General features: G+C 35.9%; 25 protein-coding genes. 17 read left to right on the forward strand and 8 right to left on the reverse strand.

The annotated features are described in order from the left end of the window. Window positions 1-131: 131 nt before the first annotated feature. From R2Q70_RS05425 to R2Q70_RS05445, 5 genes are all read left to right on the forward strand, one after another. Window positions 132-986: an HD domain-containing protein gene (locus tag R2Q70_RS05425; RefSeq protein ID WP_316806634.1), complete on the forward strand. Its 855-nt coding sequence runs from the start codon at window positions 132-134 to the stop codon at window positions 984-986. A gap of 65 nt (window positions 987-1051) precedes the next feature. After that, window positions 1052-1189 carry a twin-arginine translocase TatA/TatE family subunit gene (locus R2Q70_RS05430; protein WP_316806635.1) on the forward strand — a complete coding sequence of 46 codons (138 nt, stop codon included), beginning with the start codon at window positions 1052-1054 and terminating at the stop codon, window positions 1187-1189. A 56-nt stretch (window positions 1190-1245) separates the two neighbouring features. Further along, window positions 1246-1452: a hypothetical protein gene (locus R2Q70_RS05435; protein WP_316806636.1), complete on the forward strand. Its 207-nt coding sequence runs from the start codon at window positions 1246-1248 to the stop codon at window positions 1450-1452. Window positions 1453-2132: 680 nt separating this feature from the next. Continuing rightward, complete coding sequence (locus R2Q70_RS05440) at window positions 2133-5624, forward strand: PKD domain-containing protein (protein WP_316806637.1); 3492 nt, start codon at window positions 2133-2135, stop codon at window positions 5622-5624. Window positions 5625-5626: 2 nt separating this feature from the next. Next, a complete protein-coding gene (locus R2Q70_RS05445) occupies window positions 5627-6637 on the forward strand; it encodes a type IX secretion system membrane protein PorP/SprF (RefSeq protein ID WP_316806638.1) in 1011 nt (336 codons plus the stop codon). Between the two features lie 65 nt (window positions 6638-6702). Here the strand turns inward: R2Q70_RS05445 and rpoN are convergent, their stop codons facing one another. Continuing rightward, entirely contained in the window at window positions 6703-8175 is a 1473-nt protein-coding gene (gene rpoN, locus R2Q70_RS05450) for an RNA polymerase factor sigma-54 (RefSeq protein WP_316806639.1), read from the reverse strand. A gap of 163 nt (window positions 8176-8338) precedes the next feature. On the opposite strand from rpoN, the gene mscL reads away from it, so the two are divergent. Further along, window positions 8339-8788: a large conductance mechanosensitive channel protein MscL gene (gene mscL, locus R2Q70_RS05455; protein WP_316806640.1), complete on the forward strand. Its 450-nt coding sequence runs from the start codon at window positions 8339-8341 to the stop codon at window positions 8786-8788. A 41-nt stretch (window positions 8789-8829) separates the two neighbouring features. On the opposite strand, the gene R2Q70_RS05460 is transcribed toward mscL, so the two are convergent. Further along, window positions 8830-9702 (reverse strand): ChaN family lipoprotein, encoded by an 873-nt coding sequence (locus tag R2Q70_RS05460; protein WP_316806641.1) that lies wholly within the window; start codon window positions 9700-9702, stop codon window positions 8830-8832. Window positions 9703-9831: 129 nt separating this feature from the next. On the opposite strand from R2Q70_RS05460, the gene R2Q70_RS05465 reads away from it, so the two are divergent. From R2Q70_RS05465 to tsaB, 7 genes are all read left to right on the forward strand, one after another. Continuing rightward, window positions 9832-10593 (forward strand): LiaF transmembrane domain-containing protein, encoded by a 762-nt coding sequence (locus R2Q70_RS05465; RefSeq protein ID WP_316806642.1) that lies wholly within the window; start codon window positions 9832-9834, stop codon window positions 10591-10593. 117 nt (window positions 10594-10710) lie between these two features. Further along, entirely contained in the window at window positions 10711-11727 is a 1017-nt protein-coding gene (locus R2Q70_RS05470) for a sensor histidine kinase (protein ID WP_316806643.1), read from the forward strand. Further along, the gene (locus R2Q70_RS05475) at window positions 11705-12439 is read left to right on the forward strand and encodes a LytR/AlgR family response regulator transcription factor (RefSeq protein ID WP_316806644.1); all 735 of its coding nucleotides are present in this window, start codon (window positions 11705-11707) and stop codon (window positions 12437-12439) included. The genes R2Q70_RS05470 and R2Q70_RS05475 overlap by 23 nt, the downstream gene beginning before the upstream one ends. 163 nt (window positions 12440-12602) lie before the next feature. Next, on the forward strand, window positions 12603-12761 hold the full coding sequence (gene rpmH / locus R2Q70_RS05480; protein ID WP_010601723.1) for a 50S ribosomal protein L34: 159 nt from the start codon (window positions 12603-12605) through the stop codon (window positions 12759-12761). A gap of 66 nt (window positions 12762-12827) precedes the next feature. Further along, a complete protein-coding gene (locus tag R2Q70_RS05485) occupies window positions 12828-13226 on the forward strand; it encodes a ribonuclease P protein component (protein WP_316806645.1) in 399 nt (132 codons plus the stop codon). Then, window positions 13210-13440 (forward strand): membrane protein insertion efficiency factor YidD, encoded by a 231-nt coding sequence (yidD, locus tag R2Q70_RS05490; protein ID WP_316806646.1) that lies wholly within the window; start codon window positions 13210-13212, stop codon window positions 13438-13440. The genes R2Q70_RS05485 and yidD overlap by 17 nt, the downstream gene beginning before the upstream one ends. A gap of 119 nt (window positions 13441-13559) precedes the next feature. Continuing rightward, window positions 13560-14243, forward strand: coding sequence for a tRNA (adenosine(37)-N6)-threonylcarbamoyltransferase complex dimerization subunit type 1 TsaB (gene tsaB / locus R2Q70_RS05495; protein WP_316806647.1), 684 nt, complete (start codon window positions 13560-13562; stop codon window positions 14241-14243). Here tsaB and R2Q70_RS05500 read toward each other — a convergent pair whose 3' ends face one another. Together R2Q70_RS05500 and R2Q70_RS05505 are read right to left on the reverse strand one after the other, a co-directional pair. Then, window positions 14244-15653 carry a DUF5723 family protein gene (locus tag R2Q70_RS05500; protein ID WP_316806648.1) on the reverse strand — a complete coding sequence of 470 codons (1410 nt, stop codon included), beginning with the start codon at window positions 15651-15653 and terminating at the stop codon, window positions 14244-14246. It abuts the gene before it with no gap. Window positions 15654-15682: 29 nt separating this feature from the next. Next, window positions 15683-17251 (reverse strand): hypothetical protein, encoded by a 1569-nt coding sequence (locus R2Q70_RS05505; protein ID WP_316806649.1) that lies wholly within the window; start codon window positions 17249-17251, stop codon window positions 15683-15685. 90 nt (window positions 17252-17341) lie between these two features. On the opposite strand from R2Q70_RS05505, the gene R2Q70_RS05510 reads away from it, so the two are divergent. Both R2Q70_RS05510 and priA read left to right on the forward strand, forming a co-directional pair. Continuing rightward, window positions 17342-17728, forward strand: a complete 387-nt coding sequence (locus R2Q70_RS05510) for a DUF423 domain-containing protein (RefSeq protein WP_316806650.1) — start codon at window positions 17342-17344, stop codon at window positions 17726-17728. Next, window positions 17728-20208 (forward strand): primosomal protein N', encoded by a 2481-nt coding sequence (gene priA / locus R2Q70_RS05515; RefSeq protein ID WP_316806651.1) that lies wholly within the window; start codon window positions 17728-17730, stop codon window positions 20206-20208. The genes R2Q70_RS05510 and priA overlap by 1 nt, the downstream gene beginning before the upstream one ends. Here the strand turns inward: priA and R2Q70_RS05520 are convergent. Continuing rightward, window positions 20205-20885: a hypothetical protein gene (locus tag R2Q70_RS05520; RefSeq protein WP_316806652.1), complete on the reverse strand. Its 681-nt coding sequence runs from the start codon at window positions 20883-20885 to the stop codon at window positions 20205-20207. The genes priA and R2Q70_RS05520 overlap by 4 nt on opposite strands. A gap of 187 nt (window positions 20886-21072) precedes the next feature. Here R2Q70_RS05520 and R2Q70_RS05525 point away from each other — a divergent pair, with 187 nt between their 5' ends. After that, the gene (locus tag R2Q70_RS05525; RefSeq protein ID WP_316806653.1) at window positions 21073-21729 is read left to right on the forward strand and encodes a protein-L-isoaspartate(D-aspartate) O-methyltransferase; all 657 of its coding nucleotides are present in this window, start codon (window positions 21073-21075) and stop codon (window positions 21727-21729) included. Window positions 21730-21820: 91 nt separating this feature from the next. On the opposite strand, the gene smpB is transcribed toward R2Q70_RS05525, so the two are convergent. Further along, a complete protein-coding gene (smpB, locus tag R2Q70_RS05530) occupies window positions 21821-22270 on the reverse strand; it encodes an SsrA-binding protein (RefSeq protein WP_010603102.1) in 450 nt (149 codons plus the stop codon). A gap of 216 nt (window positions 22271-22486) precedes the next feature. On the opposite strand from smpB, the gene R2Q70_RS05535 reads away from it, so the two are divergent. Next, on the forward strand, window positions 22487-22966 hold the full coding sequence (locus R2Q70_RS05535; RefSeq protein WP_316806654.1) for a TlpA family protein disulfide reductase: 480 nt from the start codon (window positions 22487-22489) through the stop codon (window positions 22964-22966). Here R2Q70_RS05535 and R2Q70_RS05540 read toward each other — a convergent pair whose 3' ends face one another. Together R2Q70_RS05540 and R2Q70_RS05545 are read right to left on the reverse strand one after the other, a co-directional pair. Continuing rightward, window positions 22967-24829: an Nramp family divalent metal transporter gene (locus tag R2Q70_RS05540; protein ID WP_316806655.1), complete on the reverse strand. Its 1863-nt coding sequence runs from the start codon at window positions 24827-24829 to the stop codon at window positions 22967-22969. After that, entirely contained in the window at window positions 24816-25478 is a 663-nt protein-coding gene (locus R2Q70_RS05545; RefSeq protein ID WP_316806656.1) for a metal-dependent transcriptional regulator, read from the reverse strand. The genes R2Q70_RS05540 and R2Q70_RS05545 overlap by 14 nt, the downstream gene beginning before the upstream one ends. Window positions 25479-25572: the final 94 nt, after the last annotated feature.

The following is a 25572-nucleotide window of genomic DNA, read 5'->3' on the forward strand; positions in this document are numbered from 1 at the left end:
AAAATAATTGAAAGTTGTTTTTTGGCTAAATTACTTAGTTTGTAAAATGATTTTGTGTAAAATTTTATTTTAATTAAGCTAAAAATATTAGTATAATTGTTTGTTAATTTTTTGATAGGATACGAAAGAATATGATTGAGCTAAACGATTTTTTATATGGCAAACTAGAATTTCCACAAATATTTGCCGAGCTTTTAGAAACAGATGCCATGAAGCGTTTAGCAGGTATTCATCAAAGTGGAGCCATTTTCTTAGTGAATCCGGATATTTGTCATTCCCGCTTGGAGCATGCAATTGGGGTTACCATGTTAATCAAAAAAATGGGTGGATCAGAATTGGAACAAATTGCTGGTTTATTACATGACGTTTCCCATACAGCATTTTCTCATGTTGGCGATTATGTTTTTGATCATGCTGATGAAGATTATCATGAAAAGGTTTTCGCGGAAGTGATTTATCGTTCACAAATTCCTGATGTTCTATTAAGGTATGGTTATGATGTAAACCAAATCCTTTACGGCGAATTTTCTATTTTAGAACAACCCTTGCCATCGCTGTGTGCCGATCGTTTAGATTATACGCTGCGTGATGCAGTTTACGGTGGTATTATATCCAGACAAAAGGCACGCGAGTTTCTTAACACAGTGGTATTAAGCGATGGAAAAATAGCGGTTACTGATGATGTTCAGGTTAGCTGGATTAATGAAGTTTTTGAGAAACTGAATAATGAAGTTTTTAAACTTCCTCTTCATTTATATGCCAACGGTAAAATGGCAGAATTAATTAGGAGTTTCCTTAAAAAAGGGTTATTAAAAGAAAGCGATATGTTTAAAACCGACACGCTGTTACTGAATAAAATCAGAACTACTTATGCCGGTTATGAAGCGATAAAATCCATTAAGCAATTACGAGGTTTTGCCGAATATATGCGATATGGTGCCATTCCTAAAATTAAATCAAGAACATTAAAGGCACTTTTGGTTTAACAATTGTTTATCGGCGCAAACATTATCAACCGTTTTATCGTATATTGTGAATAAATCTATTGGATATGTCGGCTGTTGAAATCATTTTAATTGGGGTGGTAATTTTGTTAATATTTGGTGGTAAGAAATTACCCGAACTCATGCGGGGAATAGGAAAAAGTGTGAAAGAGTTTAAGGATGCGAAAGATGAGCCATCAAAATAATCCGGCAATTAAAACTTTATAAGTTTCGGCATGTTTTCATTACAAATATTTTTATAATGGCAAATCCAACACAAGACCCAAATAAGTCAGAATCTGTAAACAAAAAACCAGAAAAACCGGCCCACGGATTAGATAACTGGAATAATCGCCTTGATGAAAATCTGGAGCCTGAAGGTCATAATGATCCTGTAGCCGATGAAAATGCAAAAGACTTTTCAGAAAGGCAAGGTAGCAGAAATCAATCTGACGATGCTAACGGATGAATATACATTGTTTAGGCGCTTTTGCTAAATTCATAGTTGTGTCTACATATTAATAGAAAATACCAGGTTGATATCAGATAAAATCCTCGTCAATTCAGTAATATCACATAAATGCCTCACAAGTTTTTTTATTAGGCATTCCAACTGATTTCTTTCAGCTACTTCTAAACTGGTTATTAATTAACTATAATCCATCATTAACAGCATCGCAGAGATGCTTTTTTAGCAAGGAAAAAGTATTTTCTATAATTTAATAACAAAGATTCATCGTCGGTTTCAGCATTTTCTAACAGGAATTGTGCTTTTAACAGCGCTTTATAAAATTGCATTTCTACTTTTTCGTTTGCACGAGCAGGATAAATTCTTCTGATAAAGTAATCATGTAGAACTTCAAATTTCTCTACCCTAAACTAATGTTTTAACCAAAATATTGGGATGGATTAGTATTGCAAAAATAGAGAGATTACCAGGTGAGCCTTGTATGGAAGAGAAGTTTATTTTACAGATTCGTTTTTATAAAAAATTTTTTACACGAACAACATGATTTATTATAGGAATAAGTGTTTTTAACTTAAAAAATGTTAATTATTGGATAGCTATTTTTCTTGTATGCTAGAAATGGTATATTGCATACCTATTAAATTTCCAAATGAACTACTTTTCTTAATTAGCTAATATCGATGAAACGAGCAGGATTATTAGCTTTACTGATATTTTTATTGGTTTCTTGGCGATCTTATGCCCAAAATGTTTCTAATGAAGGAACAGATTTTTGGGCAGTTTTCCCTACTCATGTTCCCAGTCAAAACAGCTTGGCAAACATTGCCGTATTTGTTACCTCCAAATTTAACACAGAAGTTACGGTAAGTTGTAACGGAACAGCTGAAACTAAAACAATTCCTGCAAATACAGCAGTTCAATTTAATGTTCAAAGAACATCGGCTTATGTGAATGAATATGAGTCAAATACCAATTTACCTAATAGGGGAATTCATATTAAGGTTACAGATGGAATGCCCAAAGTTTCTGCCTACACCCATATTTATGGCAGGGCAAGATCAGCTGCATCATTAATTCTACCTTTTGAAACCTTAGGCCAAACCTATTATTCGATGAATTATACCCAATCTGTTGAGGGTAAAAATTACATGGCTATCGTAGCGGTTGAAGATAATACCAGTATTCTGATTCATCAAAAAAGTGGAGTCGTTTTACCGGTAACATTAGCTAAAGCTGGTGATGTTTACGAATATATGTCTGGGAATAGCGATTTAACCGGCGTTTATGTAGAAACAGATAAAACAAAATCTTCATGTAAAAGATTTGCAGCGTTTTCAGGTGCTTCTGTAATCATGATTGGTGGCTGTACGGGTTCACAAGATCCCTTATATCAGCAACTTTATCCAACGGTTAGCTGGGGAAGAAATTATGGTGTGGTACCTTTTAAAAATAGAAGGTACATTTTGAGAGTATTAGCGCAGGAGGATAATACAACCTTCACCATGAATGGGGTGTCAACTACTATAAATAAAGGACAGTTTTTTGAAAGCAGCACATTAACACAATCAACATTTATTTCTGCTGATAAATTGATTAGTGTTGCCCAATATTCACTTACGCAAAATTGTTCCTCCATAAATGGAACAGCCATTATCGGCGATCCGGAAATGGTCATGTTAAATCCGGTTGAATTCAATATTAAAGCCGTAACTGTATTTTCATCATCTTTAGAGAATATTACTGAGCGGTACATCAATGTGCTGATTAGAAGTACTAAAACCAGCACTTTTAAAATTAACGGTATTGCGCCCAATACAAATTGGTCTGCATTGGTGGGAAACAGTTCGTATTCGTTTGCCCAAATTCCGGTATTGGAAGAGAGCCTAACCTTAACTGCTGATGATGGTTTTAATGCCATTGCCTATGGATTTGGGAATGCAGAATCATATTCCTATTCAGCGGGAACAAATTTATCATCCAATAATTATTTAACCGTTATTGATGAGACTAGAAAAGAGGAAAGTCCTAATGGTTGCATTGGCCAAACAGTAGATTTTAAAGTCAATCTCCCTTATCAACCCGACCGGATTACATGGACTTTAGAAGGAAGTGTTCCAGAAACCGTTACCAACTTAGTCCCGGAAACTAAAACCATCAATGGGCAAACAACTTACGTTTATAGGTATCCGATAAATAAAACTTATACGGAAGTTGGCGAATATCATTTGGAAGTGGTCGCACACGTTCCATCAAATGAATCGAATTGTACCAGTGGCGACATCACCACAAATTACGTGTTTAATATTTATGATCTTCCTATAACGGCGTTTGAAGCGCCTTCAACAAGTTGTGCAAGTTCTGAAGTCCAGTTTACTGATAAAAGCGATTCGAAAACAAAAGATTTCTCCATTACCAACTGGCTTTGGGATTTTAAAGATGGAAGTACATCAACTGATCAAAACCCTAAACATACCTTTACCAAAGAGGGAAAATATAAAGTACTGCTAACCGTAAAATCAGGTACAGGTTGTTATTCAGAACCGGTAGAAAAGGAGATTGAAATTTATCCGTTACCAGTTGCCGATTTCAAAGCGCCAGCTGTAACCTGTACCAATACCGAATTTACCGTTCAGGATTTATCTTCAATAAGCAATTTAATATCAGTAAATACTATTAAAAGCTGGAAATGGGATTTTGGAGACAGCTCGCCGGCAGTAACTGATCAGCATCCAAAACACAAATATGCTACAACGGGGAAATATACCATCTCATTGGTTACAACTTCAGCCAGAGATTGTGTTAGCGAGGTTAAAAAATGGGATATTACCGTTACCGAATTGCCAAAAGTAGGTTTTACTATGCCCGATATTTGCTTGAAAGATGCTGTTGCAACTTTTACAAATACCACGTTAAATGATAATGGCTCAACTTCTGGACTAACTTATGCATGGGATTTTGGTGATAAATATTTAAGCGGGAGCGATTTGGTTAAAAATGCCTCAAATGATAGAAACGGAACGCATACCTATACCAAAGCAGATGATTATGATGTTACTCTGACGATAACCAATGAGAACGGATGTGTTACAGCCATCAGCCAGAAATTTACTGTAAACGGATCGGTTCCAAAAGCGAATTTTGAACCACTAACAAACAGTACATATTGCAGTAATAACGTGTTTTCAATCAAAAATACTTCTACTGTAGATTTTGGAAAAATTACTAAAATTGAAGTGTACAAGGATGTTGTTAATGATCCAACTAATTTTGAAACATTTAACTATCCTATTCCGGAACAGATTGATTTAAATTATGAGGCTTTTGGTTTGCCGGATAGTAAAGATTATCAGATAAAGTTAATTGCTTACTCTGGTGGCCAATGTTCAGATTTTATGATTAAACAGATCACTTTAAAAGCCTCGCCAATAGTAGCTGTTGATGAAATTTTACCGATCTGCGAAAACGATGGCAATGTATTGTTGAATCAATTTCGTGAAACTACTGGTATTGCCGGTAATGGTGTATATTCAAGCGATGGAAAGGGAATACAAGAAAATGGAACTTTTAATCCGAAACTAGCTGGTGTTGGTGCGCATAACGTAAGTTATACTTTCACAGCAAGTAATGGTTGTACGACTACAATAACCAAATCTGTTTTTGTTAATAAATCTCCGATAGTAAATGCTGGGCCAATTATTTATATATTAGCGGGAGGAGAAATGCGAATTCCGGCAGAGGCAGTTGGAGATGGACTAACCTATGAATGGCTGCCTGCAACCGGGTTAAATAATAATAAAATACTTAATCCGATCGCTTCGCCAGAAAAAGATACTGAATACACCTTAACTGTGACAACAAATCCGGATCAATGCATGGCCGTAGCGAAAGTTTCCGTAAAGGTTTTACAATCGGTGAATCCGCCTAGCAGCTTTACGCCCAATGGCGATGGATATAATGATGTTTGGAACATTAAGTATTTAGAAACCTACCCAAATGCAACTGTCGAGATATTTAACAGGAATGGTAACAGAATCTTTTTTAGCAATGGCTATCAAATTCCATTTGATGGAAATTATCAAAATGAACAGCTTCCTGTTGGTGTTTATTATTATATGATCAACCCAAGAAACGGAAGGAAGGCAATAACCGGACCACTTACTATAATCAGATAAAATTGAAAAAGTACATCTTTATATTAGCAATTCTAATTTCAGTGAATGCTTTTTCACAGCAGAAGCCGCAATACACGCAGTATATTTTTAATCAATATCTCCTAAATCCGGCACTTTCTGGTATTGAGAACTATATCGACTTTAAAGCAGGGTATCGCAAGCAATGGGCGGGGATAAATGATGCGCCTCAAACCTCTTTTGTTTCTGCGCACTGGGCACTAGGCGATAACCAGTTATGGAGCAATGCATTAACATCTTTTCCTGAACAAACGGGTAACCCAATGGACAGAAATTATACCCAAAACTATACCGCATCTCCACCTCACCACGGAATGGGGGTAACCGCTGTTTTAGATAAAACAGGTCCAATAAGAAGGCTCGATGCAAATGTTACATATGCCTATCACCTCCAATTAAGCAATAACTTTAATTTATCGGCAGGTGTTGCGGCGGGATTATCAAGCATATCACTGGATATAAATGCATTAACTTTTGAAAATCCTAATGAACCCTCATTAAATCGGGCCATCACCAGCCAATTACGACCAGACTTGAGCGTTGGGCTTTGGTTATATGGCTCAAGAATGTTTGCAGGCATATCAGCACAGCAGATTTTATCACAAAAACTTAGTTTTTCTGGTGATGATTCTTATAATTTAGGAAAGGCGGTTCCGCATTTTTTTGCAACCGCGGGTTACAAATTTTTCCTGGATGAAGAAATTGCAGCCATCCCGTCGGTAATGGTTAAATATGTTCAGCCGAGCCCGGTTTCGGTTGATTTGAACATGAAACTTGCATTTAGAGACAAAATCTGGTTGGGTGGAAGTTACCGCAAAGATGATTCATTTTCAGCAATGGCCGGATTTAACATTGGAAAAATGGTGAATCTTACCTACTCATACGATTTTACAACTTCAGATCTGAATCAGGTAAGTAACGGAAGCCACGAAATCGTTTTAGGATTATTGCTGAACAATATTTATAAAGTACCGTCTTATATCAGAATGTGGTAGGTGATTTTTCCTATCGGTAATTGACGGTAATTAACCATCAAAAAAGCAATAACCTAAGCCAAAAATTATAGTTCTTTTCTAAGTCGGGCTACAGGTATATTCATTTGCTCTCTGTATTTAGCAACTGTTCTGCGGGCAATATTATAACCTCTTTCCTTTAAAATCTCCGTCAGTTTCTCATCGGCTAAAGGCTTGCGTTTATCTTCATTTCCAATGCAGTCTTCCAAAATTTTCTTTACCTCTTTGTTTGATACTTCTTCTCCATTTTCCGTTTGAATGGCTTCAGAGAAAAAAGATTTTAATAAAAATGTACCAAATTCTGTTTGAACGTATTTGGAGTTTGCCACCCTTGATACGGTAGAAATATCCATATCGATTTTGTCAGCAATATCTTTTAAAATCATTGGGCGCATTTTACGTTCATCAGCAGTTAAGAAATACTCATACTGATAATGCATAATTGCATTCATGGTTTTGAGCAAAGTTTGTTGCCTTTGCTTAATTGCATCTATAAACCATTTGGCTGAATCAAGTTTTTGTTTTACAAACTGAACAGCTTCTTTAAGTTTCTTATCTTTTGAAGAAGCTTTGTCATAATGCTCAAACATCTCCTGATAAGAACGGCTAACCTTCAGTTCAGGAGCATTCTTTGAATTAAGGGTTAAAATTAAAACGCCATCATTATTGCTGATATGAAAATCAGGTATGATTTGCATCTGCTTCGTAGTGACCTGGTTTGCATCACCGGGTTTCGGATTTAACCGTAGAATTTCATTAACAACTTCTTTAAGCTCTTCACTATCCAGGTTTAAACTCTTTTCCAGTTTATCATAATGCTTCCTGGTAAATTCATCCAGGTAGTTTTCTACAACATTCATTGCTTTAACGATTACCGGATTGTTCTGGTCTTTTCTTTTAAGTTGAATGAGCAAGCACTCTTTGAGATCTCTGGCCCCGATTCCCGGAGGATCGAAACTTTGGATTAATCTCAGCATTTCAAGTACATCTTCTTCCTCAACCATTACGTTTTGAGAAAATGCGAGGTCATCAATCATTGAACCGAGTGGGCGGCGTAAATAGCCATCATCATCCAGGCTGCCGATAATTTGTTTCCCAACGATGAAATCCTGATCTGATAAAGGAATGAGGTCTAGTTGTTCCTGAAGGCTTTCGAAAAAAGTACTTTCAATGGCAATGGGTGTTTCTTTTTTCTCCTCATCATCATCTCCGTTATTGTAATTGGTACTGTAATCGTTGGTGTTGTCGTCTTGCAGATAATCATCTACATTAAACTCATCCATACTATTATCTTCCGATGGTCCATCAAAATCATCGGGTCCATCATTCAGGTCATCGTATTCACTTTTTGGTTCGTCTTGGGTCATTAAGCTGGGGTCTTCCAAAGCAGGATTATCTTCTAATTCCTCTTTAACCCGAGTATCTAAAGCAACGGTTGGCACCTGTAACAACTTTATAAACTGAATTTGTTGCGGTGATAACTTTTGAAGTAATTTTTGTTGTAAATGTTGCTTTAGCATATTTTAATCTAAGAATAGGAGCAAAAATAAACAAATCATTTCAGATATTCTTTAGAATTGATCTAAATGCATTTGAATGTTTGGTTTTAAATTGTTTGCTAAACATTTGTATTGCGTATAATGTTTGTTACTTTTATAAATTATATAAACTAAACAAAAATTTATGAGTATTGTAAAAGAATTTAAGGAATTTGCTATAAAAGGAAATGCCTTCGATTTAGCCGTAGGGGTAATTATTGGCGGCGCTTTCGGTAAAATTGTTACTTCTGTAATTGATGATTTAATTATGCCGGTTGTTGCTGCTATGGTAGGTAAACCAGATTTTAGCAGTATTTATTTTGCAATGGGTAAAGGCGCTGAATTAATTCCAAAAGGTGCATCGCTAGCAGATGCGAAAAAAGCAGCACCAGATGCAGCGATATTTGCCTATGGTAATTTTATAACTGTAGCCATTAATTTCTTATTGCTGGCACTGGTTGTTTTTATTATGGTAAGAACCATAAATAAAATGAAAAAGAAAGAAGAGGCAGCTGCAGTAGTTGCTCCGGTAGCACCACCGAAAGAAGAGGTTCTACTAACAGAGATCAGAGATTTGTTAAAAGCAAAAGCATAAATAAAGAAAGATCTGCCAAGTTTGTTGGCAGATCTTTTTACTTAAAAGCTTCTTTTAACATTCGAATCTGTTATGATGATATAATCGCCTAGATTTTTATACTGCTCCCAATCTGGATGGTCAAAATCATCACTGCTGAAGGATGAAATGTTCAGGATTTTTAGTTTTGGCGCATACGTTTGAAGTTTTGCTAAAGTGCCTAATTTCTCGTCACTATGAAAACGGCCATTTAAATGGAAAATCTTATTGCCATTATTAATTTTTACGTATTTAGCAATTGACCAGGCCATTGTCGCATCCCAAAAGTTTTGGGTTTGGTAAACTTTCATCGAACCCATGTTGTGGCCACCCAATAAAGCAGTAAACTTCTCTAAATATCGGCCTGTAGCGGTATCTATCGGTAATGGTGGCAGTAATAAAAGGGATGATTTTGGGAAATTTTTTAAGATGCCCAAACCTTCTTTTGTTACGGCATTGCTATAGCGTGTTGCCGCATTTGCTGCTATTACCGATAATTGGTTTGCCTTCGCATATGCTACCAATGGTTGGTAATCTTTATAGTTAGACCACGCCCTTCCTTCCTTAATAAAATTCTTTTCTGATATCAAACCAGCCAAATATTCATCAACAATGGTTTGAACGTCAGTATGAAACATTTCTAAACTTAGCGTAATTTTGCCGGGATAAACTTCATTAAGTTTTTTGAAGATTCCGACTTCTAACAGGTGTCCAATTGAATCATTGTGTTCCTCGCCAAAAAATAATACATCATTATTTTTCATGTCCATAACAATTTCATCAACGGATATCTGTTTTTGTTTCTTGCTGTCGTAAATTTTATAGTGTAAACTAACCTCCTGGGAAAATGACTTTATCGAAATTAGAGTGAAAGTAATAAGTAGTAAATATTTCATGGCCTCAAAATAGGAAAATAATTTCACCGATGAAATGATGCAGCTTACCGCCTTTTCCATCATGTTCATCATAAAGTTATATACACAATTGCATAAAATAAATATGTTTGATTATTAATAATTCAACACATGGAAAATATACACGAAAATAAGCCAGTTAAAAGTTCAGGAAGAGTTTTAAGTGGTTTAGTAATTATCATTATAGGCTTAGCATTTCTTTTAGATAACATAGGTTTGAATATTCCTCATTGGGTGTTTAGCTTTTGGACATTTTTAATCGCTTTAGGGATTTTTATTGGGGTAAGGCGCAATTTCAAAGGTGTTGGCTGGCTAATACTAATCCTGATAGGTGTTTACCAAACGGTTGATGACATGGGTTTTGACTTTGATGTATCAAAATACGCACTTGGATTTGGCCTGGTAATTATCGGTGCGTTTTTAATATTGAAGCCAAAGGATAAAAAATCTTTTAAAGATAATTTGAAAAGTGAATTTGGGGGTGAAGTGGGTGAAGATGCAAAATTCAATGCTTCAGATAAAAATGCAAATTCGAACGATATTATTGATGTTACAGCTGTTTTTGGAGGATCAAACCAAACAGTATATTCCAAAAATTTTAGGGGTGGAGATATTACCACTGTGTTTGGTGGAGCTGATATCATTATGACCCAGGCAGATTTTAATGATTCAGTTTCTCTTGATGTTACCGCCGTTTTTGGAGGTATAAAGTTAATCGTTCCTCCGAATTGGGCAATAAAATCAAATGTATCAGCAATATTTGGAAGTGTAGAAGATAAAAGGGGGCACATGCTTCCTATTGATCAAATGCAAAAAACATTAATTTTAGACGGTACGGTGCTTTTTGGAGGTATTGAGATTAAAAGCTTCTAAACCTTAATCTAAATATGTAGCGGGCTACTCGCTCGCTACATTAAATCTAAACATTAACTAATCACATCTCCCTTGACAACTAGACCATTATCCATACCCCGAATACAGAAAACCGCTATGGCAATTGCCCTTGCGTGGTTTATTTTATGTAGCGTAGGTTTACATTATGTGGTAAACTTTTCATGGTTAATTTCTTTCGCTGATAGCTTTTTAAGTAATTTTTTATTGGTAATGGCTTGTATTGCCATCAGCAATATGTTGGGTTATTATCAGCCAAAAAACGAAAGGATCTTGTACGTGCTGATTATTACTTTGGCACTAACTTTTGTTATCATTTATGCGGCAAAATACGCCATGTTCTATGTATTTGCTGATTATAAGGAATATCTGGATTTTTATAATTTCTCATTTGCATTTCGTGGCTTAATTTCATTCATGTGTTTGGCTTGGTGCGCACTTGCTAATATTTTGTGGTACCGGTTAGAGGAACAATCTGAAACGCATGAACGGCTTTCGGCGGCTAAAAGCCTGGCTAAAGAAGCCGAACTAAATAAGCTAAGGCATCAGCTTCAGCCTCACTTTTTGTTTAACAGTTTGAATTCGGTATTTGCACTTACGATGGTAAATCCCAAAGAAGCAGGGGTAATGATTACGAAACTGGCTTCTTTTCTGCGTGGAACTTTAAAACGCGATGATGAATTATGGGTTTCGGTAGAAGAAGAAATGGAATACATTCAGCTGTATCTGGATATTGAAAAAGTGAGGTTCAGCCACCGTTTAAATATTGAAGTTAACGTTGCAGAAGAAACGCTCAATTTATCTTTGCCTGGAACTTTATTACAACCAATTGTTGAAAATGCCATAAAGTTCGGTTTATACAATACATCAGCCGGAATTACGATTAAAGTCGATGTAACGGTAGATCGTAATATTCTGGAGTTACGTGTTCAAAATCCATTTGATCCAGAAATGAAAGCTGCAGGAGGAACGGGTTTTGGATTAAGTGCGATTAAAAGAAGATTATATTTGTTGTTCGCAAATCCTCACTTGTTGCAAACAGAAATTGAGGCAAATAATTTATATATTACCACCCTAAAAATTCCCCAAGCAAATGATCAGAACGATACTAATTGATGATGAACCTTTAGCGAGAGATATTGTTAAATTTTATCTAACCGATCACCCTGAAATTGAAATTGTTGCGGAGTGTTGCGATGGCTTTGAGGGATTAAAAGCAATAAGCCTGCATAAACCTGATTTAATTTTTCTGGATATTCAAATGCCTAAAATTAGTGGTTTTGAAATGTTGGAATTGGTGGAAGATAAGCCAGCAGTGATTTTTACTACCGCTTTCGATGAATTTGCCATTAAAGCTTTTGAAGTTAATGCGGTTGATTATTTGCTTAAACCCATCGATAAAAGCCGTTTTGATGCCGCCATTAAAAAACTGCCTACAAGATTAAATCAATCTGAAAACACCGAAGCAGTATTGGATGCGGCAGCCTTAAGCCCGGCGCAAAATAATAGGGTAGTAGTTAAAAAAGATGGTGTAATTAAAATTATTCCAACTGGTGATATCAATTATCTCGAAGCGGACGATGATTATGTTAAACTAAGCACAGCTGATGGTGTTTTTTACAAAAATAAAACCATGTCATACTTCGAGCAAACGCTGGATTCAACGCAATTCATACGCATTCACCGCTCTTATATTATCAATTTAGCACAGGTTACCAAAATAGAACTAAAGGAAAAAGATAGTTATGTAGTACTGCTTAAATCGGATATTTGGTTGCCAGTAAGTAAAACAGGTTATGTTAAACTAAAGGCAGCTTTGGGTTTATAATAATTCAATATAAGTTTGATGGCATTAGAAACCGATTTTTAAAAAGAATTATTACATTTGTTTTTCAAATAAAAATAAAAACTAAACAGACTTGCATTTGTAGAGAAATCGCTTTATATTTGCACCTCTTAATTTTGAAATTATAATAAGATAATATACAGTCATGAAAAGAACATACCAACCTTCGCAAAGAAAGAGAAGAAACAAACACGGCTTCCGCGAAAGAATGGCAACAGCTAACGGCAGACGAGTATTAGCATCACGTCGTGCTAAAGGAAGAAAAAGATTAACAGTTTCTGACGAACGCAAGCATAAAGCATAATTTTTGATTGCTTTTCCGGGCAGCCGGAACTGGCAGATCAAATCTGCAATTATCAATCAAAAATATATGTACACATTCAAAAAAGAAGAACGGTTATGTAGCAGAAGACATTTAGATCTGCTATTTAAAAACGGTTCTTCTTTTTTATTATACCCATTTCGTATCTCTTACCTTTTTGTTGATGAGGCTTCAAGTGTTCAGGCACAAGTGGTGATCAATGTGCCAAAAAAGAGATATAAGCGAGCAGTTGATCGCAATCTGCTTAAACGCCGCATTCGCGAAGCATACCGCTTAAACAAAAAAGATTCTTTTTATACCCAGCTACCTACAGATAAAGGCTTGTTGCTTTTTTCAATACAATTTGTTGGAAAAGAGAAATATGAGTTTACTTTTATAGAAAAAAAGTTATTGGCTACTTTCAAGCGTTTTAAAACCTTAGTTCTTCCGAATGAAGTTCATCAATAGAATTTTTTCCTGGTTCTTTTTAGGCTTGATCAGGGTTTACCAATATGCCATTTCACCTATGTTAGGTGCAAATTGCAGATTTACCCCTACCTGTTCACAATACGGAATTGAGGCGATCCGCAAATACGGTCCATTTAAAGGTGGCTGGATGGCGCTAAAACGTATTGGTCGTTGTCATCCCTGGGGAGCGCATGGGCACGATCCGGTACCTTAATAAGTTTCTTCTTTATCAAGTATTTGGCGTATTATTATTGTTCCGTATTTTTCGATGGTTTTAATTCTGATCATCTTCCTCACACAAATCCGTTTTACATTTTTTAATATCTTTGCCGCATGGCTACAATACTTCAAATAGAAACTGCTACTCAGGTTTGTTCAGTTGCGTTATCAATTGATGGAAAAACAATTGGCTTAAAGGAAGAAATTGGACAAAATCTTCACGCCAGTAACTTGACGTTGTTTATTGATGATGTAATTAAAACTGCAGCACTAACCTATCAGGATTTGGATGCGGTAGCCGTAAGTAAGGGGCCTGGTTCATATACCGGATTGAGAATTGGGGTATCTACCGCTAAAGGTTTGTGTTATGCATTAGATAAACCTTTAATCGCTATTGAAACCCTAAAAATGATGGCTGCAGGTTTTGTAGTTGAGAATCAGTTTTCAGGATTAATCTGTCCGATGATTGATGCCAGAAGGATGGAGGTTTACACCTCTGTTTTTGATGCGGAACTGAATGTTTTCGAAAATACTTCCGCAAAAATTATCGACGAAACAAGTTTTGCTAATTTGTTAGCAACCAATAAGATTGCCTTTTTAGGTGATGGCGCTGCAAAATGTGCTGATACGCTACAACATGCCAACGCCAGTTTCAGCGAAGCCAATTTTAACTCAGCGAAATACATGTCGTCATTGGCAAATCATGCTTTTCAGCAGGCAGATTTTGAAGATGTTGCCTATTTCGAGCCTTTCTATTTAAAAGATTTTGTAGCTACTCAACCTAAAAAGAAAATTTGATTATTTTCTCTTAAAAATTGAAAACAAGTTTTTAAAAAAGCTGCCCTCGTTTTGATCATTAATGCCAGGCATGATATCGCTAAATTGAGGGTGATTTACCACATTCCCGAACTTAATTCCGATACCCATGTAAATGGAAGCACCATTCGGACCTTTACCAACATCTGCGGTGCTATTAATTATTCCTCTTGCCTGGTTTACGGTTGAGAATAGGTTATCTGTACCACCAAAAAGTTCGAAATTAGGTGTTTGGTACTTGCCTTGTAGTCCAACCATAAAAATGTTGTTTAAGTTATAAGTTGGGGTAACACTGGCAGAAAGGTTATTGTAATTAAAGGTGTTTATAAATGCAATATCTCCACCTTTGTAAAATAAGTTTTTAGATACCACTAACCCAGGTTTATAAAAACCATAGGTTTTGGAAAGGTATACATCGAGTTTTGCATTCGTAGCAGCCAAAAACTTTTTGCTTTGCTGCGAGAGAAGAAAAATATCTTTAATCTCCTGATTGGTATTTGATCGATTGTCGTTCAGTTCGTCAATAAATTTTTGAGTATTAACAGTTGTACGTTGCGTTCCGCTTCTCCACCAAATGAATCCAAGATCTTTAACATTTGCCATTAAAAATAATCCCTTCTTGGTGGTATAATTTGTACCAAAACTTAAAGATAAACCAGGGTTTTTGAAGTTAGGGAAAAATGTCTTTTTATCAACTTCATCTAAATCATAGAAGTTGCTGGAATAAGTTCCATTTACACCGATTAGTAAAGAGTTGGTTTCAGGACTGATATACAGATTTGAATTGGAGATATTTAAATCGGTATAAACAATTCCACTTAATAAACTTGCCTTAACACCGAAAGCGAGCCTTTTATTGTAGTTTTCTCTGTAGGTAAAACTAAATTGATGGTAAGCTTGCTGATACCCTTTTGTATTAAAAATATCCCTCAAATCGGTATTGGTAGGGAATCGGGTAAAAGTATCAAAAATGGCAAGGGTTTCGTTGGTGTAATCAATATGGGCATCAGATCTGATCTGCCATGCAAAACCCATCTCCTTTTGGTATTTATATGATTTGAATAATCTAAAGGTAGCTACATAAATATTACTGTTTGTATACAGATTATTGATTTCGCCATTGCCAATAGATAGTGATTCAGTATCATAAACTCCCGCCTGTGAAATTCTTCTGACAGAATAGGCTGAATTGCCTCTGTTTGCAGCATTCGTTCCAAAATAGGGTAGAAAAAAATTGGAAGAAAATTTTCTCGACGAATCCAGTGTAAATGACTTTTGAGAGGGGTTTTCAAAGGCATCGAACATGGTTTTTGTGCCAAAGAGCGCATACTGTTGGGCATCTGCATTTTTGAAGCTGGCAATAATGACTAAGGCAAGTAAGAGTTTCTTCATGTATAATTTAGGTTTCTGGCAATTTCTTATTAACGGATACTTAACGAATCTGGTATTGTAGCTTGTACATATTTGTTTAACAGTACATTAGTGATGAATTTGTTTTTATCGGCAACCAGTTGATAGCAAAACGTATCAAAACTTCTCAAACCGCTATCTGCCCGAAGGTGCTTGTAATATTTTAAAGATAAATTGTCTCTTAAAATGTCGCTCGAATTTTTCAAGTTGATATAATATGTAACATTCGATGTCGACGAAATTTGATTCATGGCATCAAGATATTCGGCCTCCTGAATAAGAAGTTTGTTGTTTTTATAACTGTTTAAAAAAGATTGTAAAGTGCTGGCGTTATTAGCCACAATCATGTAGTTATCAATAACGATATAATATGGTCTGCTGAAATGTTTGAAAGCCTCTCCATAATAACTGTAAAGGATATTAGACGATTTGAAAATTTTAATATCTTCATTGTAATCTGTACTAACATCAAACAAAAGCTGTTTAACCTTTTCTCCATTGCTAAGTTGAATGGCCGCTAATTTTTCTGAAGTACTTAATTGGAAGGTTGCAAATTGGTTTTTAGTGTAAACCGGCAATATAGAATTTAGATCTGTACGGTATTGATTTTTAACATCATTAATTATTGATTTTGCCCGATCAAGCTCTTTTGTTTGCGTTTGAAACAGGTTGAATTCCTTGTACCATGATGAGAAATCTTCAAATGCATATATCGTGTAATTTGCCGTATTATCTGGTAAGATATTTTGAATATTGGTAACCTGGGCTGCACTCGTTTCGAAAAGTTTCAGATAATTATCTTCGTTTTTTAGTGTTGTGTTTCCGTTAAAGAGAATTCGTTCCTTACTGAAGTTATAACTTAATGAGGCAAAACCATTTTGTTTATTGATGAAAGCAAGATTTCCGTTTAAATTTCCCGAGAGGACATTTTTTAGTAATAAAGGAGCCTGGTTAAAGTTCAGGTAAACCTGTGCCAATGCACTTTTGGCAGTGCCGCTGTGTTCCTTTATATAATCGGTAAATGGATTTTCCGATAGGCGAACAGCTGCATCGTTAATTAATTTCAGTGAAGTAGAAAGGGTAATTACCCGATCCTTTATTTGGGCGTAGGCAGAAATGGTATCGTTCAGGTTGATGCGGTACAGATCATTTTTAATTAATGAAAGGTATCGTTTTGATTTGATAATTTTACCAAGCCTGCCTTCATCTTCATCAGGTTTAATTTGAACAGTCAATAAAAAATTAATTGTTTGGTTCGAATCCGGAAGCAGGCTAATGTAAATGTGTTGATCTTTAATGTAACCATTCAAAGTGTTATCATCAATAATTAATGCTTTCAGTTTGTTTAAAAGGGCGGTTTTCTCTTCCCCCAAAACTTTTTGAATCAAACTCTGCGCTTTTATAATTTCGTAAAAGCTTTTATCATTTTGAAAGGAAACCACCAATGAGGCATTGTTGGTAGCACACTGAAGGGCCAGATCTTTCGCATTATTTTCCTGTCCTAATTTCGAAAAATATAGGTACGTCATGAAAACAATTCCAAGCAATAAGGCAACTATTAAAATTATGATCTTTTTCATTTGCTGTGCAACAAATTTAATTTATTACATTGATTAGAGCGAAGTTCTATGCCAATTTATTAATTTAGCGATTGCTTCAAGCAAAAAAATATGAATAAACGAATTATACTTACTGCTTCTTTTTTTGGTGTAGTGGCTGTTTTGCTAGGTGCTTTTGGTGCTCATGGTTTAAAAGCTTTAATAGATCACTCGTCAATGGAAATTTGGCAAAAGGGAGTTGACTATCAATTCTATCATACTTTCGCTCTTCTATATCTTTCTACTTTTGCTAGATACAGAAATAAGCTGATCAATATTGCTTATTTCTGTTTTACTTTCGGAATTATTTTATTTTCAGGATCTTTATATCTACTAGCCACCCGAAGTATTTTACACTTAGATTTCATTAATTTAATCGGCCCATTAACGCCAATTGGCGGATTGTTGTTCGTTTTAGGGTGGATCATGTTGTTTTTTGCGGCTTTTAAAGACAAATAATGGATAGTTTTGGAAATGATATTTTTGCAGAAAGAGAAACACTTTTTGTGGAAGTTATTTTGCCTTTATCTTTGGCAATAAACTATACTTATCGGGTACCTTTCGATTTGAATGACCAGGTTGCAGTAGGCAAAAGGGTTGTTGTTCAGTTTGGCAAACATAAAATTTATACGGCGCTAATCAGTGCGATTTCGAAAAAGCCACCCGGGGTATACGAGGCGAAATACATTATCGATATCATTGACGCAGAACCAGTGGTTACCTCAACTCAATTGAAGTTCTGGGAATGGATGAAAAATTATTACATGTGCAATGAGGGCGACGTAATGTCTGCCGCTTTACCCGCCAGTTTAAAACTTGCAAGTGAAACCATTCTCATTCTTCGTGATGATTTTAATGATGAAATTGCCCTTACAGAAAAAGAGGAAATCATTGTTTCTGCATTAAAAACGCAAGAGCGACTTACTGTTAATGATGTTTCAAAACTTTTAGGGCAAAAAACAGTTTACCCGATTATCAACGATTTGCTGGATAAAGAGCTTGTTTTAGTTGCCGAAGAAGTTGTGCAAAAATATAAGCCCTTATTAAAGTCTTTTATTCTATTAAATGATTTTTACGCTGACCAGGAAAATCTGAAACAATTATTTTCTGTTTTAGAAAGAGCACCTAAACAGTTAGATGCTTTACTTGCTTATCTAAAATTGCAAAAGTCAAACCTCCCGATCTCTAAAGAGCAACTGTTAGAGGAAAGCAATTGCGGACCTGCAGCACTTAAAGCACTTACCGATAAGGAAATTTTCATAGTAATGAAGCGTCCGGTGAGTAGGTTGGCAGCTCATGATGAAGCCTTCAGTGTAAATTTCCAACTCAATGATGGTCAAAAGGAGGCACTTGTCAAAATTCAAAATGCATTTGAAGATAAAGATGTAGTACTGCTTCATGGCGTTACTGCTTCAGGTAAAACCCAGGTATACATTAAGTTAATCGAAGAGGTTATTCAAAATACTGATGGACAAGTTTTGTTCCTGTTGCCAGAAATTGCTTTAACAACACAAATTGTAGAACGTATTAAACGTTATTTTGGTAATGCAATTGGTGTTTATCATTCTAAATTTAATAATAGCGAAAGGGTTGAGATTTGGAATAAAGTAAGAACCGGGGCATATAAGGTTGTACTTGGCGCCCGTTCAGCAGTTTTTCTGCCTTTTCAGCATTTGAAGCTAATTGTTGTTGATGAGGAACACGAGCCTTCTTACAAACAATATGATCCGGCTCCCCGATATCAGGCAAGAGATGCTTCAATTTATTTAGCACACCTGCATCAGGCAAAGGTTATTTTAGGTTCTGCCACGCCATCTCTGGAAAGTTATTACAATGCTTTGCAAGGTAAATATGCTTTGGTTGAAATGAAAGAGCGTTTCGGTGGAGTGCAATTGCCAAACCAACAAGTGGTGAGTATTTCGGAAGAAACAAAAAGAAAAACCATGGTTTCGTATTTTTCCAGTGTGTTGATCAAGGACATCGATCTGGCGCTTGCTAAGAAGGAGCAGATTGTACTTTTTCAAAACAGAAGGGGATATGCAACCATTTTGATTTGTGCGACGTGTGGCTACACCCCAAAATGTGTTAATTGTGATGTGAGTTTAACATACCATAAAAGTAGCGGTAAATTGCACTGTCACTACTGTGGCTATCAGCAAAGTAGTGTAAATATTTGCCCGGCCTGCGGCTCAGTACATGTTGAACAAAAAGGCTTTGGAACCGAGCGCATTGAGGAGGAGCTTAAATTGCTTTACCCGGATATCACTATCGCTCGTTTGGATATGGATAGCACACGCACTAAAAACGGTTTGCAGCAAATTTTAAATGATTTTCAGGAGAAGAAAACCGATATTCTGATCGGTACCCAGATGGTGGCTAAAGGTTTAGATTTTGATAATTTAAACTTAATCGGCGTAATCAATGCCGATACACTTTTAGGTTATCCAGATTTTAGGGCTTACGAACGCAGTTTCCAACTTCTGGCTCAGGTTGCCGGACGAGCGGGTAGGAGAGCAGACCAGGGCAATGTATGTATTCAAACTTATGACGCGGATAACCGAATTATCAAACAAGTTGTAAATAATGATTACGAAGGAATGTATAACGATGAGATTGCTGAACGTGAAAAATTTCAGTATCCGCCATTTTCAAGAATGATATTCCTTTACATTAAACACAAGGATTCCCACGTCTTAGATCATGCCGCGTTGAGTTTGGCAAATATCTTAAAAGCTAAATTCGGTAAACGGGTTTTAGGGCCCGAGCAGCCGTTGATTAGCCGTGTTCGTAACCTTTACATCAAACAGATTATTATAAAGGCAGATAAACACACTGCCATTCAAAAAGTTAAAGATGCCCTAAAGGAAACACTCACGCAGTTTAATGCCACTAAAGAATTTAAAGGCGTTTTTACCCAGATTGATGTAGACCCGTATTAATTTTTACTGTTGAAGTTAAACTGAATGCCAGCCGAAACAGGATTTAATAAAAATTCCCATTTAGTATAAGTGTTTACGGTTCTGTTTGCCGGGTTAGAGGGGGTGATGTCCTGTTTTTCATATGAGTAATTAAAATCTAAACTGCTCTCCGCAAAAATCGATAAATTCGGGATAATGTTGATTTTAAAACCTAAAGAAGGGGTGATTACCATCCCGTTTTTAGTAGCATCGGCTGATTGATTTGTATTGCCTGCAATAGGGTCAATCGGCGTAAGCGTTCCTGTAAACCGATTCGATCGGTACCCTAAATCAAAAGCGAAATAGGGTTGAATTCGTGAATAGTTGAAGTTTTTTTCAAAACCAATTTTGAATGAGTAATCAGTAATCTTGCCTCTTCCTATTTCGCAAGTTTCACACGTGTTTTGAAACTGAAAATCAGTACTTCTGTAATAGTTGCCACTTATCCTATAGCTTATCTGATTATCATTAAATTTTAAAATGCCACCATTTCCATACATTTTCGTGTAATCTTGTGTATTTGTTTGATTTAACACTTTCGGTAATTGCATTAAACTAAAACTCCTTATAGAAACTGAATAGTTATAATCAGCCCCAGTTTGAGCGTAAGTTATAATGGAGACACAGGTTACAAAAACAATAAGTAATATTTTTTTCATATATGATGGTGGCAAAAGCGCTATCGCAATTGATCTCAAAAGTAAAAATTAATTCTGTAATACACACAATTGATGTTTTCTGTGCCGATATTAAACATAACCTTTTAGTTTTGATTTACTGCTAGTTAAGTTAATGTTGATTTCTTTATCTTGTAAGAAAGTTTAAAAAAGCTAATTTTGAGACTTCATGGCCTATAAATTTGTTGATAATTACCGAGAGCGTGGTGCGAGAAAGAAGTTAGTTGAATTACTGAAATCTCGTGGAATTGAAGATAGGAACGTATTAGAAGCTATGGGCAAAGTGCCACGTCATTTCTTTTTCGATGAAACATTTTGGAATCAGGCTTACAAAGATATTGCATTCCCAATAGGAGATGGACAAACTATTTCTCAACCTTACACCGTTGCCTATCAAAGCGAATTATTGCACATTAAAAAAGGCGATAAAGTACTGGAGATTGGAACAGGCTCGGGCTACCAAACTTGTATTTTGATGGAACTTGGTGCGGAGGTATATACCATCGAAAGGCAAGAAAACATCTACAACAGAACCATTCAGGTGCTGCCGGGAATGGGCTACAAACCCACATTTTTTTGCGGTGATGGTTCAAAGGGAATTGCCAAACATGCACCTTATGATAAAATCATTGTAACAGCGGGTGCGCCTTTAGTACCTGAAATTCTTCTCAAACAGTTAAGAATTGGCGGTATCCTGGTTATTCCCGTTGGTGATGAGAAAACGCAAAAAATGGTAACAGTAATCCGCGTAAGCGAAACGGATTACGAGAAAATCGTTCTAGATACCTTTAGGTTTGTTCCGTTGGTAGGCGATCAGGCCTGGTAATCGTTGGCAATTGACAGTTTGCAGTTAACAGCTGTAAGTTCTAACTTGAAACTGAGAATGGGAAATTGAAAACTGGAAATTGAAAACTGAACTACCTTTTCATCGCCCGGTCCAATTCGCGTTTAGTGTCTCTATCTTTAATACTATCCCGTTTGTCGAATTCTTTTTTACCTTGAGCCAGGGCAATTTCCATTTTTGCAAATCCACGCTCATTAATGAAAATTCTCAAGGGAACAATGGTATAACCTTTTTCTTCGCCTTTTAAACGTAACTTTCTTAGTTCTTTCTTTTGAAGTAATAAAGCCCGGTCTCTTTTAATATCATGATGGTAAAAAGAACTGTGGCTATACTCAGAAACATGAAGATTTCTTACATATAAAATACCTCCAATAAACATGCAAAATGCATCTGTCATGTTCGCCTTGCCTTGTCTAATCGCTTTAATTTCTGTTCCTAAAAGTGCAATTCCGGCTACATATTTATCAAGTAAATTATAGTCGAAGTATGCTCTTTTGTTCTTTATATTGATATCGTTTTTCAAAATTGAAGTAAGTTATTGGTAGATAAAATCTACGTGGTGTAATTCGGCAAAAATGCCGGGCTGCAAATATCTTAAAATTTGATGTTATAATTTTGTTTTTCTTTATTTCAACATCAGGTATTGTCAACAAATAAAAAGTTCATCTGTTTGTAAAAGCTAAATGAATTATCAATTGGGTGAAAATTATTATTTAAGTTTGATTTTTTAAAAGTAAATATGAAGTTCAGAATCCTATTTTTAGTATTATCGCTATTCGTTTCGTTACAGGTAAAAGCCCAGCAACCTTCAATTTTACCACAGTTCACCTTTTTTAAATTAGATGGTAAAGCATTTTCTAACAAAAATTTAGTTCCTGGTAAAAAAAATCTTTTTATCCTTTTTGATTGTACCTGTGAACATTGCCAAAGAGAAACCAAGTTGCTTAATACCAACTATGCCCAGTTTAAGGATGTGAATATTTATATGATCACCCTGGATGAGGCTTATATCATCCCACAGTTTTTTAATACTTACGCAAAAGGTTTAAATACCAAACCTAACGTTACTGTTTTGCAAGATAAAAATCAGCTCTTTATTCCTTCTTTTTTACCTAAAATGTATCCGGCGATGTATTTGTATTCTCCTGCCGGTAAACTTTTGGTTTACAATGCCGGTGATGGTGGAATTAAAAAGCTGATACCAGCCGTAAAAAAATAATTATCGGATAATTAAGACAGGTATATCTACTTTGTGCCGAACAGAGTCTACTGTTGTGCCAAAAATCAAATCTTTTAAGCCTTTGTGACCGTGAGCGCCCATTACCAAAAGTTCTAAGTTATTGTTGTTACTAATTTCTGCTATTGATTTTGCGGTACTTCCAAAGCCTATGAAAGGCGTAGAATCATAACCCAGGTCTTCAAGATTTGTTCTATATTTTTCCAGGTTTTCGCGGTCACTCTGCGTTTCATGATCCATTACATCATTTCCATGATAACGGGCGGCGGCAGTTTCGACCACATGGATTAAAAAATAATGTGCGTCTTTTCCCCCTTGAATTAAAGCATGGCGAATGGTGTTTCGATCATTTTTCGAGAAATCAACAGCAATACCAATTTTCGAGTAACTGATCTTTTCGATTTTCCCAATATCCAAAGCATTACCATGTGGAACCATTTGACGTTCACGATTCTTCTTCTCAATCATGGGGTGGAAAAACACATAAAGCAGTAAAAAAACAATAAAAATTAAAGCCGGAAAAACAATTACATAAATCCACCAGGTATTGGCATCCTTTGCCCAACCACTTATTTCTTCAATAACCAATTTTACATTTAGTGCAACAATGGCAAAAGCACTTGCCCAGGCTAAAACCTTTACCCAGGTTTTAATGGCAAAGTCTTTCATTAGTTTTTTATCCGAATTGAAGTGAATCAATGGAATCACAGCGAAGCCTAATTGTAAACTTAAAACCACCTGACTTAACACCAACAGTCCTCCTAATGCATCATCGCCATAGTGGAGGATGGTAAAAAATGCAGGAATAATAGCTAATAGTCGGGTAATTAATCTACGTAACCAGGGTTGTATTCTTAAATTGATATGCCCTTCCATAATGATTTGTCCGGCTAAGGTACCGGTAACGGTAGAGCTTTGACCGGCAGCAATTAATGCGATAGCAAAAAGGGCAGGAGCTACATCACCGAAAATATTGGAAAGTAGTTTATGGGCATCCTGAATTTCTGCGACTTCATGCAATCCGTTTTTATAAAATGCTGCTGCTGCTAAAATCAAAATTGCCGCATTTACAAAGAAGGCCAGATTTAAGGCAACAGTAGTATCAATCAGGTTAAATTTTAAGGCCTCTTTAATTCCCTTGTTGGTACGTTCTATTTTTCTGGTTTGCACTAATGATGAATGCAGGTAAAGGTTATGAGGCATCACTGTTGCGCCAATAATTCCGATGGCAATATATAAGGCATCACCACCTAAAACTGAAGGTTCGAAACCCTTAACCACTTCCTTTAAGGAAGGTTCAACAATAAACATTTCCACCAAAAAAGATAATCCGACGATGAAAACCATCGAAACGATAAAACCTTCCATTGCTCTCATGCCCTTATTAAGCAGGAAAAGAAGCAAAATGGTATCAAATATGGTGATTGAAATCCCCCAAATTAAAGGAAGGCCAAACAGTAATTGTAAACCGATTGCCATGCCGATGATTTCGGCTAAATCGCAAGCAATGATTGCCGTTTGCGCCAAACCAAATAAAGGGATGTTTGCCCAACGTGGGTATGCATGTTTAGATGCCTGCGCTAAATCCAATCCTCTTACAATTCCCAATCTGGCACTAAGTGATTGTAGCAAAAGCGCTATTAAATTTGACATGAGTAAAACCCAAATCAATTGATAACCAAATTTACTGCCACCTGCTAAATCTGTCGCCCAATTTCCCGGGTCCATGTAACCAACGCTAATTAAATATGCTGGTCCAATGAATGCTAAAATCCTTCTCCAGCCTTTTCGCTTATCGGTACTTACACTTTGATGTACTTCACTTAACGATTCAGTTTTTGCCATTACTGCTAATTAAAATATGCTTTGCAACTTCTCTACTAATATTAATCTGTTTATCGGCTACCAGAATTTCTACTGAACCATCGAAATCCGTAACATCATTTATTTGAATTTGTTTGCCAAGGGTTAAACCTAATTTTTCTAATAATTTTAGAAAAGCAGAGCTGTGCTGACTTACTCCGGTTATCGTTCCGCCGTCGCCAACTTGTAGATCAATTAGCTTAGTAAAATGCGTTTTTGCAAACCGCCCATTTTTATCCGGTATCGGATCGCCATGAGGATCTGATTTAGGAAAGCCCAAAAACTCGTCTAATCTTTCAATTAATGTTTCTGATTTTATGTGTTCCAACTCCTCCGCAACATCATGAACTTCATCCCATTTAAAGTTGAGCTTATCTACCAAAAAAACTTCCCAAAGCCTGTGTTTGCGCACAATATCTATTGCAGCATTTTTCCCTTTTTCGGTTAAGGTTACGCCTTGATATTTAACGTAGTCTACATAGCCCTTGTCGGCAAGCTTCTTAATCATGTCTGTAACCGAAGCAGGTTTGGTTTGCATCTGCTCTGCAATGGCGTTAGTTTGAACATTGTTTGAGCTTTCGGCAAGATGATAGATGATTTTGAGATAATTTTCCTCGGTAAAACTCTGCATTTATGTTTATCTAATTTTATTTTTAGGTAAATCTAAAAAAAAATTATTAAAATATATTAGATAAATTTTGTTAAAATATAGAATATAATTTGGT

This window comes from Pedobacter agri, from assembly GCF_032678665.1.
GTDB lineage: Bacteria > Bacteroidota > Bacteroidia > Sphingobacteriales > Sphingobacteriaceae > Pedobacter > Pedobacter agri_A.